This window comes from Phytobacter ursingii, assembly GCF_001022135.1.
Classification (GTDB): domain Bacteria; phylum Pseudomonadota; class Gammaproteobacteria; order Enterobacterales; family Enterobacteriaceae; genus Phytobacter; species Phytobacter ursingii.
This window is the reverse complement of sequence record NZ_CP011602.1, coordinates 40,071-54,541: the sequence shown is the minus strand read 5'-3', so window position 1 is coordinate 54,541 and position 14,471 is coordinate 40,071. Positions and strand designations below refer to the sequence as shown.

Sequence of the window (14,471 nt, the reverse complement as noted above, 5' to 3'; positions counted from 1 at the left end):
ACTACATCACCGCTCTTTTTTCGCCGCCTGGATATAGAGCATCTCCAGCGCTAGCGTTGCCGCTGCCAGTGCGGTGATCTCGGCCCGATCATAGGCCGGAGCGACTTCGACCAGGTCCATCCCGACGATATTCAGATCCTTGAGTCCCCGCACCAGTTTAATCGCGCGATCGGATGTCAGCCCGCCGATCACCGGCGTCCCGGTGCCTGGGGCAAATGCGGGATCGAGACAATCGATATCAAATGTCAGATAGACCGGCAGATCGCCAACCGTTTTTTTCACTTCTGCGAGGATGTCTTCAACGCTGCGATCGTTTACCTGACAAGCATCCAGCACGGTAAAACCGTCTCGATGGTTAAATTCAGTACGGATGCCAATCTGCACGGAATGCGCCGGGTCAATAAGCCCCTCCTTCGGCGCCGTGTAGAACATGGTGCCGTGGTCAAATTCACAGCCATTGGCATAGGTGTCAGTATGGGCATCAAAGTGTACCAGTGCCATTTTGCCAAAATGTTTGGCATAGGCGCGCAGCAGCGGCAGCGTCACGTAATGGTCACCGCCAAACGATAGAAGTCTTTTGCCCGCTGACAGCAATCTTTCGCCATGGGCCTGTAACCTCTCACTCATTTCGCGGGCATCGCCAAAGGCATACACCAGATCGCCACAGTCCACGACGCGCAGGCGCTCGCGCATATCGAACTGCCACGGAAAGCGCTGGTGCTCCCAGGCCAAATGCGTGGAAATCTGTCGGATAGCGCCCGGCCCCTGACGGCTGCCGGGACGTCCCGACGTTGCCATATCAAAAGGAATGCCGGTAATCACCCACTCTGCATCGCTATCCCAGGGCTGAAAATGTAAAGGCAGGCGTAAGAAACCGAAGGCGTTGGAGATGAGAGAATTATCATACTGATGTCCCAGAGTGCTCATAAAGCGACCTCCTGATATCGTCGTGATAATGTTCCTGGTATAAATTGCTTATTGCCTTGCAGGAACATTCGATAAGAAAAAATTATCGGCAAAAATCGGAGGTCTTTCCAGGTAGGCGATTATTTGTGGCAAGGCGCAGGGGCAAATTCATTACCGTCGCCCGGAAATGCATTCGCCGCACAGGGTGGAAGTTTGCCGCTCTTTCCAGGACTCTATAAATGAAAAACTGACCGATTTAAACGAATAAACCGGCCAGTCAAAGAAATAACCCTACTTATTCATCTTCCAGGTAGGTATACCCGTACAGCCCGGCTTCGAACTCTTCGAGGAACTGCTGTTGCAGCGCATCGTCCAAATCGGTCTGTTTTACCTGATCGCGGAACTGAATCAGCAAGGTTTTCGGATCGAGCTGTACATATTGCAGCATATCCGCCACGGTATCGCCTTCATCCGACAGTTCAACTTCCACACTGCCGTCAGGGAAGACAAATACGTCTACCGCTTCGGTATCGCCAAACAGGTTATGCATGTTGCCGAGAATTTCCTGGTACGCCCCTACCATAAAGAAGCCCAGCATTGGCGGGTTCTCCGGGTCGTATTCCGGCATCGGCATCGTCGTTGCGATACCGTCACCGTCCACGTAGTGATCGATAGCGCCGTCGGAATCGCAGGTAATATCCAGCAACACCGCACGACGTTCAGGCGCGTGGTTCAGACCTTCCAGCGGCAGAACCGGGAAGAGCTGATCGATACCCCAGGCATCCGGCATTGACTGGAACAGGGAGAAGTTGACGTAAATCTTGTCCGCCATCCGCTCCTGCAGTTCGTCAATAATCGGACGATGCGCACGGTTGCTTGGATCGAGCTGTTTCTGCACTTCATGGCACATGTTCAGATACAGTTGCTCTGCCCAGGCGCGCTCCTGAAGATTGAAGGTACCGGAAGAGTAACCGATATGAATATCGTGCAAATCCATCTGGCTGTCATGGAGCCATTCGCGCAGAGAGCGACGCGTGCCCGGCTCGTGCATTTCCTGCCAGGTTTCCCACATGCTTTGCAGGGAGCGAGGCGCATCGTCTGCCGGAGGCGTCGCTTCGGTGGTTTCGCTGCGCTCAACGCCGATAATATTGGACACGAGCACGGTGTGGTGCGCGGTCACCGCGCGGCCGGACTCGGTAATCACCGTCGGGTGCGGCAGGCCGTTCTCTTCACAGGCATCGCCAATCGCCCAGATGATGTTGTTGGCGTATTCGTTCAGGCCGTAGTTCACCGAGCAGTCTGACTGGGAACGCGTACCTTCATAGTCCACGCCCAAACCGCCGCCCACGTCGAAGCACTGAATGTTGACACCCAGCTTATGCAGTTCAACATAAAAACGTGCGGATTCACGCACGCCGGTGGCGATATCGCGAATGTTGGCCATCTGCGAACCGAGGTGGAAGTGCAGCAGTTGAATGCTGTCCAGACGACCGCGCTCGCGCAGAATTTCCACCAGCTGCAGTACCTGGTTGGCCGCGAGGCCGAACTTGGATTTTTCGCCGCCGGAGGATTGCCATTTACCAGAACCCTGCGACGCCAGACGCGCACGCACACCCAGGCGCGGCACGACATTCAGGCGCTCAGCTTCTTCAAGCACAATGGCGATTTCCGACATCTTCTCGATAACCAGATAGACCTTGTGGCCCATCTTCTCGCCGATAAGCGCCAGACGGATGTATTCACGGTCTTTATAACCGTTACACACGATCACCGAACGGGTCATTCCCGCATGCGCCAGAACCGCCATCAACTCCGCTTTCGAACCCGCTTCAAGACCCAGCGGCTCGCCGGAATGGATCAGCGACTCAATAACGCGACGGTGCTGGTTTACTTTAATGGGGTAAACCAGGAAGTAGTCGCCGTTATAGCCATAGGATTCACGCGCGCGTTTGAAGGCGGCGTTAATGGAGCGCAGACGATGTTGCAGGATCTGCGGGAAGCAGAACAGCGCAGGTAAGCGTTGGCCTTGTGCCTCACGCGCCTTTACCAGTTGAGCCAGGTCAACACGGGCTTCCGGGACGTCAGGGTCCGGGCATACGCTGATATGACCCAGTTCGTTGACGTCATAATAATTATTACCCCACCAGGCAATATTGTAAGTACGAAGCATCTTGCTGGCTTCCTGGGAGCTCATCGCAACCTCCTGCATGGAACGTAGTACACCGTGTTCGCCTGCTGACGAAGGCGAAAATGAAGACATGTCGTCAGACATAGCGAACCTCAACTCTTTGTATTAAGTGTAAAACAGTTAACTACTATCACAACGTTACGTTGCGATAACAACCCATAAACAGTCTGGCTATGCAGCATAAGATGCTGAAATACCGACTGTGCGACCGGTTTCTTGTTCATAACATTGTAAAACACGTGACCGAACGAAATATGACGGTTCGGCGAAACCACGAGAAAACTCCTGAATCAGCAGGAGAGCCCTTGTTCAGTCATCACAGCGCCATACCGGCCCGGGAGTCCTGAGAAGCGCCGAAATGGGTATAACATCGGCAGGTTTGCAGATTTGAAATGCAGGTTGCGGGGAATAAACGCGCGTCAGAACGACGCAACGGATTCTGCTGAAAGCAACGGTTCATTATCTCGTATCACCTCCACACACGTCTTGCGACCTGCGACAAGCCAAAGCCATAAATTGCTTAACCCGGCTGGAAGTGGCAACACGAGAAATCCCGTGCGCTTTTAATATGAGCCGCGCGCGGCGTTTTATACCGATAACGGGGTGAAAATGCAAAATAAAAAATTACGTTCGCGTCATCCATAGGGAAAATTTCTGTAACCAATTCAGACAGAACGTGCGTGACCTCAAAAAACGCTGGCAATGGGGTTAAGAAGTAACCTAGAATAGCCATCCAGATGTTAATCCATCTATACTGATTAACACTTAGACAGTCCGTGTCGCTACCTGCACGTCCTCGCGGAACAACCGTGAAGGCATCCTGACACACTGTTTAAGCCAACCGTTTTATTCCAGGGTGAAAACACAATATGGCAAAACACCTTTTTACGTCCGAGTCCGTCTCAGAAGGGCATCCTGACAAAATTGCTGACCAAATCTCCGACGCCGTGCTTGATGCGATCCTCGAACAGGATCCGAAAGCGCGTGTTGCCTGTGAAACCTATGTAAAAACCGGCATGGTGCTGGTCGGTGGTGAAATCACCACCAGCGCATGGGTCGATATCGAAGAGATCACCCGTAACACCGTTCGTGAAATTGGTTATATCCATTCTGATATGGGCTTTGATGCCAACTCTTGCGCCGTACTGAGCGCGATTGGTAAACAGTCTCCTGATATTAACCAGGGCGTTGACCGTGCAGATCCACTGGAGCAGGGTGCAGGCGACCAGGGTCTGATGTTTGGTTATGCAACCAATGAAACCGACGTGCTGATGCCAGCGCCTATTACCTACGCACACCGTCTGGTTGAGCGTCAGGCAGAAGTACGTAAAAACGGCACTCTGCCGTGGCTGCGCCCGGATGCGAAAAGCCAGGTCACTTTCCAGTATGACGACGGCAAAATCGCGGGTATCGACGCGGTAGTGCTCTCCACTCAGCACGCAGAAGACATCGACCAGAAATCGCTGCAGGAAGCGGTAATGGAAGAGATCATCAAGCCGGTCCTGCCGACCGAGTGGCTGAACGAATCCACCAAATTCTTTATCAACCCAACTGGCCGTTTCGTTATCGGCGGCCCGATGGGCGACTGCGGTCTGACTGGTCGTAAAATTATCGTTGATACCTACGGCGGCATGGCGCGTCACGGTGGCGGCGCGTTCTCTGGTAAGGATCCGTCTAAAGTTGACCGTTCCGCAGCTTACGCAGCCCGTTATGTGGCGAAAAACATCGTGGCGGCTGGCCTGGCCGACCGCTGTGAAATCCAGGTCTCCTACGCTATCGGCGTGGCGGAACCGACCTCCATCATGGTGGAAACGTTCGGTACTGAGAAAGTGCCTGCTGAACAGCTGATCCTGTTGGTGCGCGAGTTCTTCGACCTGCGTCCGTATGGTCTGATCCAGATGCTGGACTTGCTGCATCCGATCTATAAGCAAACGGCTGCTTACGGTCACTTTGGTCGCGAAACTTTCCCTTGGGAAAAAACCGACAAAGCCGCTCAGCTGCGTGAAGCTGCCGGTCTGAAATAATCGACTGAGTAAGCCGCTATGAAGGCCAGCCTTGTGCTGGCCTTTTGCTTTTCCGCTGGCCTAAGATCCCGTCTCTTTCTGTACATAAGCTATACTTGTCATGCGAATTCAGTAGCTTATTGAAAGCGATTACATAATTTATCTCTACTGCCTGCATCACTATTTGTAGCGCCTTCCCCCATAACAAACAGGGTTGTTACACCCCATTTCGGTTTAGTCTGAAACTGTCTTCCTCCCCCTCTCTGATGCTGTTCTTATATCTATAATATTTATCAGTTTTATTTGCCGGTGCGTTTGAATGGAAATGTAACCGATTACACTTGCGTGACATTCATCACAAAAAACAGCCTGGCATTAGCCTACGTTTACCATCGCAAAAACTGATATAACGAATGGAGGGCATCATGCCTGACAATAAAAAACAGGGACATTCAAACAAGGCGATGACCTTTTTTGTCTGCTTCCTCGCTGCACTGGCAGGACTTCTTTTTGGCCTGGATATTGGTGTTATCGCCGGGGCGCTGCCCTTTATCACCAATGACTTTAAAATTGACTCCCATGTACAAGAGTGGGTGGTCAGTTCAATGATGTTTGGCGCTGCAGTCGGCGCCGTAGGTAGCGGATGGATGTCGTGGAAACTCGGGCGTAAAAAAAGCCTGATGATCGGCGCAATCCTCTTTGTTATTGGTTCGCTGTGTTCTGCCGTCGCCCCTAACGTCGAAGTACTGATTATTTCCCGCATTATTCTCGGTCTTGCTGTGGGGATAGCCTCTTATACCGCCCCGCTCTATCTGTCCGAAATTGCACCGGAAAAAATCCGTGGCAGTATGATTTCGATGTACCAGTTGATGATCACCATCGGTATTCTCGGGGCTTATCTGTCGGATACGGCATTCAGCTACAGCGGCGCATGGCGCTGGATGCTCGGCGTGATTGTTATCCCGGCGATCCTGCTGCTTATCGGCGTCTTCTTCCTGCCGGACAGCCCCCGCTGGTATGCCGCCAAACGCCGTTTCCACGATGCTGAACGCGTGCTGTTACGCTTGCGTGATACCAGCGCCGAAGCTAAAAACGAACTGGATGAAATTCGTGAGAGCCTGCAGGTAAAACAGACCGGCTGGGCGCTGTTTAAAGAGAATAGTAATTTCCGTCGCGCTGTCTTCCTTGGCGTGCTGTTGCAGGTCATGCAGCAGTTCACCGGGATGAACGTCATCATGTATTACGCGCCAAAAATCTTCGAACTGGCAGGCTACAGCAATACCACGCAGCAAATGTGGGGAACGGTAATCGTCGGTCTGACCAACGTACTGGCCACCTTTATCGCAATTGGCGTCGTAGACCGCTGGGGCCGTAAACCCACGCTGGTGCTTGGCTTCCTGGTGATGGCCGTTGGGATGGGGGTGCTGGGCACCATGCTGCATCTGGGCATTCACTCACCGGGCGCACAATACTTTGCCGTCGCCATGCTGCTGATATTTATCGTCGGGTTTGCGATGAGTGCCGGTCCGGTTATCTGGGTACTGTGCTCGGAAATCCAGCCGCTGAAAGGGCGTGATTTTGGCATCACCTGTTCTACAGCAACCAACTGGATAGCGAACATGATTGTCGGTGCCACGTTCCTCACCATGCTGGACTCTCTCGGCAACGCCAACACCTTCTGGGTCTATGGTGGCCTGAACGTGCTGTTTATTGTCCTGACGCTGTGGCTGGTTCCGGAAACCAAACATATTTCGCTGGAGCATATCGAGCGTAACCTCATGAAAGGTCGCCCGCTGCGCGAAATCGGTTCGCATAATTAAGTTGCTGGCGTGCCTCCGGAACACAGGCACGCCGTCCCACCTACGCTACCGCGGGCCAGCCCTCTTCTGAGCGCTGGTTCGCGCATCTCCTGACAGAAAAATCTGAATTTTCGCTTCCGCCGCTGTTATAGACAGAGGGGGAAAACGATTGACGCTTCTGCGATTCCTGCTTCCTGCCGCCAATATGCTGTTTTTCATCCGCTAAAACGCACAAAGAATGACATATCGGGGATTCCGCCATTCATTTTTATTATTTTCATTTGAAACATGATAATGATAATTATTGTGTTAACATTTAGTTATCTTTTAGTAAAAATCATGTATGTCACTGTAATGTAAGAAACATAACGGGTGTCTCTTTTCGTCAGTTTCTTCCTTGCACAGACATATTCCTTAATAACCAGGAACACGCATGGATCACATTGTTTACGTTGTGGACGATGATAATTCCGTCAGGCAGGCGCTGGTGAGTCTGCTGCGCGCGGAGGATTATCGGGTGGCCGACTTCTCCTCAGCGCAAGCGTTTCTCTCCCACCCTTTTACCTCGCAGCCCGGCTGCCTGATTCTGGATATGAACATGCCCGGCGCCAGCGGTTTCGACGTCACTGACGCGCTTTCCCGACTTGGGCACGTCATTCCGGTTATCTTCCTGACCGGCTTCGGCACCATCCCGCTGTCAGTCAAAGCGATGAAAGCAGGGGCATATGAATTTATGACCAAACCCGCCGTCCCCGGTTTGCTGCTGCAGGCGGTTGCCGATGCCCTGAAACTGGCGGAGAAAACCCTCGACGAAACACAAGAGATGCAGGCATTGACCACGCGTTATGACTCATTGACGCCACGCGAAAAAGAGGTGTTTCAACTGGCCATTGGCGGCCTGCTGAATAAACAGATCGCCACCGAAATGGGCGTCAGCGAAATCACCGCCAAAGTCCATAAAAAGCGGGTGATGGAGAAAATGCAGGTCCGCTCCCTGACCGATCTGGTCAGGGCCGCAGACCGTCTGAATATTCAAAAGACCCTTGGGCGATAACGACCGGGTTTACGCTTCGGCGGGGTGAGTCGGCAACGTAAAAGTAAAGACGCTGCCGCAGGGTTGGCGAGGTTCCGCCGTCAATTTACCGCCGTGCTTTTCAATGATGCCGTAGCTGATACTCAGCCCCATCCCCATACCGTGCTCTTTGGTGGTATAGAAGGAGTCGAACAGACGTTTCTGTACCTCGGGCGTAAAACCCACGCCGGTATCGGCAATAGCCAGACGAATGTTACCCGATTGCGGATTGTCTGAACTCACGGTCAGCATCAGCGGGCGATCATCTATCCCCGCCATTGCATCAATCGCATTGACGATCAGGTTTAATAACACCTGCTGTATTTGTACGCTGTCGCCAAAAATCGCGGCATCCTGTGCTTCCAGATGGTAATGCATCGCGATCTCCTGGCGTTCCAGCTCGCTGCGCGAGAGTGCCACAATATGGTAGACAAGGTGATGCAGGTTAATCCGCGTGCAGCCTGAGGTCTGGTTTCTCGTCAGCGCCTGCAGACCGCGGATAATATTACCCGCACGTTCCCCTTCGCTGATGATCTCTTCCAGGCTGGCGCGTGCATTACCCAGCATCGCAGGCTCGCGGCTCAGCCAGCGCAGGCTGGCGCCCGCATTGGCGACAATCGACATCAGCGGCTGGTTAATCTCATGGGCGATAGAGGCCGTCAACTGACCAACGGTGGTCGCACGGGAAACACGGGCGAGATCGGCCTGCGCCACGCGAACCGCATCCTCAGACTGGCGACGCGCCGTGATATCGGTAATCACGCCGAAATATTCCGCGACGTTAGCCTCATATTCCACCGGGTTGCCCACACCCAGAATATAACGGCATTCGCCATCCGGGCGGAAAATACGAAACTCCGCGCGCATTGAGACGCCATTACGCACGCTATCGGTAACCAGCGTGTTGATACGCGGGAAATCCTCCGGATGCACCAGCGTCATAAAGTCAGCCATTGATAACGTACGCTGATGCTCAGGCAGGCCCAGGATGCGCGCATACTCGTCGGAAACAAACATCACATCCTGTTCCAGCTCCCAGCGCCAGGTGCCGGTATTGCTGATTTTCTCCCCGAGCATCAGCGAGGTCTGGCTGGCGCGCAGCTCTTTTTCCGCCCGGCGACGCTGCACGTTCTCTTCGACCCGCTCGGCATAAAGGCGCGCCGTCTCCAGCGAAACCGCCGCCTGCGCCGCCAGCATTCTGACGATACGCGAATGCCCGGCGGTGAAAATCTCCGGCATTACCCGATTTTCCAGGTACAACACCCCCACCAGTTTGCCCTGCTTATGCATCGGTACGCACATGATGCCTGCACCAGACGTCACCAGATAGGGATCCTGGCTGAACGGACCGAACAACTCAGACTTGCTGATACGAATTTCCTGTCCGGTACGCATCACTGCCGTCAGTACCGATAACGGCATATCGGTAGCCGAGGGGCGCTCCCTGACAATCTGGACCTTCACCCCTTCCGAGGATGTCTCTGCCCACGCCTGAGTTTCAGGAATGGTGTTATCAAGGATACGAATCAAGAGCCCACGCTGCGCCCCCGCCCGCTCCAGCAACATCGTCATCAAGGTATGCACAAGGCGGTCGAGGTCAATCTCTTCGGTCATCGCGCGGACCGCCCGCAGTACACTCTCCAGATCGTGCATCATTTCGTTTTGCGCGAAGGTGATGGTGTTATAAGGCGAGCGTTGCCCTGCGGAGGCCAGATGGGGGTACTGCCTTTCAAGCTGACGCAGCTTTGCCATCGCCCCCCAGCGCCGCCATGCAGTGAAGGCGTTTCGGAAATAGCCGTCTGCTGCCACATGCCAGCCCATGGTTTTAGCAAAGCCCCCGGCCAGTTCACACGCCAGGCCATTCACCGGATGACATTCAACCTCAGCGGAAAGGGCGATGGCGTTTTCGTACGAGGCGATGGCGAGATCGTTCGCCTGCTCCAGCCTCGCCAGCTCCGCGCGCACCAGCGCCGCCTTATCGGCAAAGGTCGCCGGGTTGTGATCCGCCCAGCGAGCGATAACTTCATAATGTGCGCCAAGGATTTCCCGCTGTTCGGAGGTCACGGTTGCCGGCGTCAACCTCTGTGCCAGCGAAAGGGCGCTGTAGAAGTGATAATCCAGCAGATGCAGATAGCCCGGTACCATATCGGCTACCGGCGCCGCCCTTTCCTGGCAGCGGGAAGCATCGTCATACTCGCCAGCCATAAAATGGGCCATTCCCTGATAGAGCCAGAACCAAAAAATGGTCAGCGGTATCGGCTGCCTCTCGGGTTTATTGGTTGAGTCCAGGAGCGCTGCGGAAAAGAGATTATGACCACTTAACGTGCCCGAACCGGCATTACGCAAATGGTTAACGTACAGACGCTGGATAAGCAGCATGACCTCAACATCCGGGAAACGTAGCTTGCGGATAAAACTCAGCCCGCCTTCAATGGTCGTCAGCACCCCGTCGAGATGATCGCCACGGATCAGGAAGTTCATCGTCTGATGGCGAATAATAAAGCAGGCCGCGGTTAAATCACCGTGCTCGACCGCCGCACTAAAGCATGCTTTAGCGTGATCCACCGCTACGCTCAGCGGTTTGACCCAGGCACTGCACAAATCTACCGCCAGAAAGGTACGCCCCATAAAGGGATTTAGCGGATGTTCCTCAACCAAATCGCGCCCCAGCAGCGTGTACATATACCCCTTTTCGTACGTATGGTAACGACAGCCAGTCAGGACGCCGTACCAGGCAATCGCTGTAGTGAACGCGCCGTTGAAGCCATGCTCCAGGGTCATCAGTATGATTCGGCAGAGTAAAAGAAAATGCAGGCGTGGGGCGGTAAACGCGGAAAACATACTGGCGCTGAGCATCAGGTTGATGACAGCTTCGGCCTCGGGGTTGTCAATTCGCGCAAGCTGGCGAAAAAGGTTCGCCGGGTCATCCCCAATGCGCGCCTCTATCCGTTGCCAGGCATCATCGCACTCCGCATCTGTCGGCGCACGGCTCAGGTGAATGCCGAACACCGCAAGCCAGGCCAGGGCGGTCTCCAGCGCAAGGCCCATATCCGACTGTCGCATCTGCACTTCCGCCATCATGCCTGCGGTAACCGCCTTTTGTTGCAGGCTGCCCGGCGCGCGCAGGAGCTGATGACACAGCGTCAGCGCAGAAGGCAGATTACCCTGCAAAAACTCACACTCCGCCTCTTCAAATGCGAGAGTGAAATCCTCATCCGGCTCGGTAATCAGGGCATCTTCTTTCAATAACCGCGCGGTACGCAGATAACGCACCGCCGAGGCATAATCCCCCGTCAACCTGGCGCGCTGCGCAGCAAGACGGCAGATAGCGCGATAATTGTCTCGCTGGGGCGAAACGCGAACACAGTCAATGGAGGAAGTAATGTGGTGGACCGCCAGAAACAGATTTTCATTGCAGTCGTTTTGTGACACCGCGTCGGTAAAGAACCGCGCGGCAGCAAAATGGAGATGACAGATATCATCCGCTTCGAGCAGCGCCTGCGCCGCCTTCTGCACCCGATCGTGGGTAAAGGCGTACTGGTCACCGCTGCGGCTGATCAGTCGGGCGGCAACAGCAGGCAGCAGATGTTCATGTAGCAGCGCCGGCGTTATCTTTTGCATCGCACTGAGCAGTGCGGGGTTACCGTTTCCCCCCACACAGGCCAGACAGCCCAGCAGCCTGCGCGTCAGGGAGGGCATCTCCGCCAGTTGTTGCAGCACCAGGCTGGCGACATTCTCCGTGTAGTTACGCGAACGGATCGCATGTGAATCGTAGTGCAATTTGCCATGCTGTTTGTGATGAGTAATCAGCCCGTCTTTGACGATGCGCTGAATAAATTCATGCGTAAAGAGTGGATTACCGCCGGTTTTTTCGTGGATCAGCGCTGCCAGCTCACCGAGGCAGGAGGCCCGGGTCTGCAACAGTTCCGCCAGCCATCGCGACACCGCTTTTACACTCAACGGCTCAGGCCGCAGTTCAACGGTATAATGGGCGCCGACGCGCAGAGTCGATAACAGAGCCTCTTCACTGCCATCCGCAAATACGCCGGTGTCAGCGTACGAAACCACCAGCAGCAGCGGTAGCGACTCGCTGCAACTGACAAGGTGCTCCAGCAGATGCAGGCTGGCCTGATCTATCCAGTGAATATCATCAATCAGCAGTACCAGCGGGCGGTCCGGTGTGGCAAACGCCTCAACAAGCCGGTGCGCCATCAGATTGAAACGCATTCGGCTATCCGCCGACTGGGTATTCACAACGGTCGACGGTGGGTTTTCAAGCAGTAGACCTAACTCCGGCACCAGATTGACCGCCAGCGCTGCATGCACGCCAAGCGCTCGCGTTAAACGCATTTTCCAGCGGGCCACCTCTTCCGCGCCCTGGCCGAGCAGCCAGAGCGTCAGCGCGCGAAACGCAGAGGCGATAACCGTATAAGGCAAAACCGGCGAATACTGGTCGGCCTTACTCACCGCGAGTAACGCCTGGCGCTGTTGCAACTTTCTCAGCGCCGAGGCAATGAGCGAAGATTTACCGCAGCCCGGCGGTCCACCGATCGTGACCAGGGCGTGTGCACCACTTTCCGCCACCCGGTCAAATACCGCCAGCAGTTGATGGTGTTGCGGGTGGTCGAGAAAAAGTGGGTCCGGCTGCAGACGCGCCGCAACCCGGTCCTGCAAGCCGGGAATAAACGGCGTAATTTCACCGTTTTTAGCCAGCGAAGCCTCGCAGCGACGCAGGTCGGCAATCAATCCGTCGACGGTCTGGTAACGGTTGTCCGGCGATTTCTCCAGCAGTCGCAAAATGATGTCCGACAGCGTTGAGGGAACCGGTGGGCGTACCTGCCGGGGCGGTCTGGGGGCGGAAGCGATATGGTGATGAGCCCATTCAGCCTGCCCGCCATCGCTGAGATCGAAGGGCAGCTCGCCGGTCAGCAGTTCATAGAGCACAATGCCAAGACTATAGAGATCGCTGCGGCTGTCGACCCTGTCCGGCGTACGGGAGGTGTGCTCCGGCGACATATACGCCAGCGTACCGCCTGGCTCCGTCAGGCGAGACGGGTCGAAGGCGTTCGTCCCTTCGCTGGCGAGGCCAAATCCCCCCAGTCGATAAGCACCGCCGGGGTCGATAAAAAAGTGGCCTGGTTTGATATCGCTGTGCATCAGCCCCTGCGCATGCATCTGGCGTAGCGGGGCACAGAGGCCAATGGCAACCGAAAGAAAATCGGTAATGCTTCGTGTGCGCAGCCGGGGCAGTTGGGCAAGGGTGCGGAAAGGAAATGGCGTATAGACCAGTGCGTAATGACCATGATAGCTGGTACTGCTGAACGGTTTTATCGCCCATGCGTCTGAGAGTCGCCTGCGAAGCGCAAATTCATTTTTTAAGCGTTGGGTCGTATGAAACGCAGCTTCATCGCCAGATACGGCCGCGCTGGCAAGGATAAAACTGCTGCCGGAATGGAGCGGCTGGCAGAGTGTCCAGGCAATCCCTCCTTCCTGCGTCAGCGGCGTGAAAATGATGTCATCGGTTAAGGTGACAACCTCACCATCCATCATTTTACCGGCAGCAGAAAGTTTCTCGCTCATTAGCGCTCCTCACACAGAGAGTTCGCGGCGGATCTGTTCCAGCAGCGTTTCGATTTTAATGGGCTTACGCAGCAGCGTAACGCCCCCGAACTCGGGAGCATAACGCGACAGGTTTTCATCTTCATGTCCGGAAATAAAAATCACCGGCGGCGGCGCGCAAAGCTGAGCCACCCGGCGATACAAATCCAGGCCGCTCATACCTTTTAGCTTGATATCAATAATAAGCAGAGATGCGTCAGACAGCGCGGATTCATTATGAAGAAATGCCTCCGCAGAGTCGAAGGCGTCAGAGTCGTACCCCTCCGACTGGAGCAGGTTGCTTAATCCACTACGGACGGAACGTTCATCATCGATAATGACAATGCGCGGTGACAGCCTCATGCCGTACTCCTCTGTCTGCCCTCTGGCTAAGGGGCGCTTTTGTCGTCAGGAGGTGGCGTGCCGCTGATTTTGGGCACACATTCATGACGAAACCAGGCCATTGTCACCGGCTCGCAGCGCAGAAGTCGCCGGGCGAGCGGAATCAGTTGTTCGCCGACCAGCATACCAAAAAGGCCCAGCAGGGCGACGATCGGTGGCGCGGGTGAGTGTACCTGCATTGCGCCATAGATAACGCCCGCTAACAGGCCCGCCGCCAGAGAAATGACATACGATTTCAACATGGTTAGCCTGCCCCTGTCTGATGGCGTTGAGAAAGGATCGCGTTGTCTGCCGTTTGCGCTGCAGCCTGTGGCTGACTTATGGCGGCCTGGGGTTCATGGTGCGGGCGCAACGCAGAGATAGCCTGTTCACCTGCCAGCATGCCGAGCAGCCCTACCAGGGCTACCGCTGGCGGTGCCGGCGAACGGACCTTTAACAAGGCATAAACCAGCCCAATAAACACACCTGCGCCGAGGGAAATGAGCGCTGTACTCATGGTCATT

11 protein-coding genes are annotated in these 14,471 nt (G+C 54.9%); 3 read left to right on the top strand and 8 right to left on the bottom strand.

From position 1 onward, the window contains the following. Nucleotides 1–6 precede the first annotated feature (6 nt). The 4 genes from speB to AB182_RS33435 all read right to left on the bottom strand — a co-directional run bounded on the left by speB (nucleotide 7) and on the right by AB182_RS33435 (nucleotide 3,554). Nucleotides 7–927, bottom strand: a complete 921-nt coding sequence (gene speB / locus AB182_RS03695; RefSeq protein ID WP_047368942.1) for an agmatinase — start codon at nucleotides 925–927, stop codon at nucleotides 7–9. A 274-nt stretch (nucleotides 928–1,201) separates the two neighbouring features. Beyond that, entirely contained in the window at nucleotides 1,202–3,178 is a 1,977-nt protein-coding gene (gene speA, locus AB182_RS03690) for a biosynthetic arginine decarboxylase (protein ID WP_071845822.1), read from the bottom strand. 8 nt (nucleotides 3,179–3,186) lie between these two features. Beyond that, nucleotides 3,187–3,276 (bottom strand): acid stress response protein YqgB, encoded by a 90-nt coding sequence (gene yqgB, locus AB182_RS30145; RefSeq protein WP_271849771.1) that lies wholly within the window; start codon nucleotides 3,274–3,276, stop codon nucleotides 3,187–3,189. Between the two features lie 134 nt (nucleotides 3,277–3,410). After that, the gene (locus AB182_RS33435; protein ID WP_431520374.1) at nucleotides 3,411–3,554 is read right to left on the bottom strand and encodes a hypothetical protein; all 144 of its coding nucleotides are present in this window, start codon (nucleotides 3,552–3,554) and stop codon (nucleotides 3,411–3,413) included. Between the two features lie 409 nt (nucleotides 3,555–3,963). Here AB182_RS33435 and metK point away from each other — a divergent pair, with 409 nt between their 5' ends. The 3 genes from metK (at nucleotide 3,964) to AB182_RS03675 (ending at nucleotide 7,950) form a co-directional block, all read left to right on the top strand. After that, on the top strand, nucleotides 3,964–5,118 hold the full coding sequence (gene metK, locus AB182_RS03685) for a methionine adenosyltransferase (RefSeq protein WP_047368940.1): 1,155 nt from the start codon (nucleotides 3,964–3,966) through the stop codon (nucleotides 5,116–5,118). A 404-nt stretch (nucleotides 5,119–5,522) separates the two neighbouring features. Next, entirely contained in the window at nucleotides 5,523–6,917 is a 1,395-nt protein-coding gene (locus AB182_RS03680; protein ID WP_047368939.1) for a sugar porter family MFS transporter, read from the top strand. A 412-nt stretch (nucleotides 6,918–7,329) separates the two neighbouring features. Next, complete coding sequence (locus AB182_RS03675; RefSeq protein WP_047368938.1) at nucleotides 7,330–7,950, top strand: response regulator transcription factor; 621 nt, start codon at nucleotides 7,330–7,332, stop codon at nucleotides 7,948–7,950. 9 nt (nucleotides 7,951–7,959) lie between these two features. Here AB182_RS03675 and AB182_RS03670 read toward each other — a convergent pair whose 3' ends face one another. Genes AB182_RS03670 through AB182_RS03655 form a run of 4 tightly spaced genes read right to left on the bottom strand, consistent with a single transcriptional unit; the run spans nucleotide 7,960 to nucleotide 14,464 of the window. Then, the gene (locus tag AB182_RS03670) at nucleotides 7,960–13,548 is read right to left on the bottom strand and encodes an ATP-binding sensor histidine kinase (RefSeq protein ID WP_047368937.1); all 5,589 of its coding nucleotides are present in this window, start codon (nucleotides 13,546–13,548) and stop codon (nucleotides 7,960–7,962) included. A gap of 9 nt (nucleotides 13,549–13,557) precedes the next feature. Then, nucleotides 13,558–13,929, bottom strand: coding sequence for a response regulator (locus tag AB182_RS03665; protein ID WP_047368936.1), 372 nt, complete (start codon nucleotides 13,927–13,929; stop codon nucleotides 13,558–13,560). A gap of 26 nt (nucleotides 13,930–13,955) precedes the next feature. Beyond that, nucleotides 13,956–14,210: a XapX domain-containing protein gene (locus tag AB182_RS03660; protein WP_047368935.1), complete on the bottom strand. Its 255-nt coding sequence runs from the start codon at nucleotides 14,208–14,210 to the stop codon at nucleotides 13,956–13,958. 2 nt (nucleotides 14,211–14,212) lie between these two features. Beyond that, entirely contained in the window at nucleotides 14,213–14,464 is a 252-nt protein-coding gene (locus tag AB182_RS03655; RefSeq protein WP_047368934.1) for a DUF1427 family protein, read from the bottom strand. Nucleotides 14,465–14,471 lie beyond the last annotated feature (7 nt).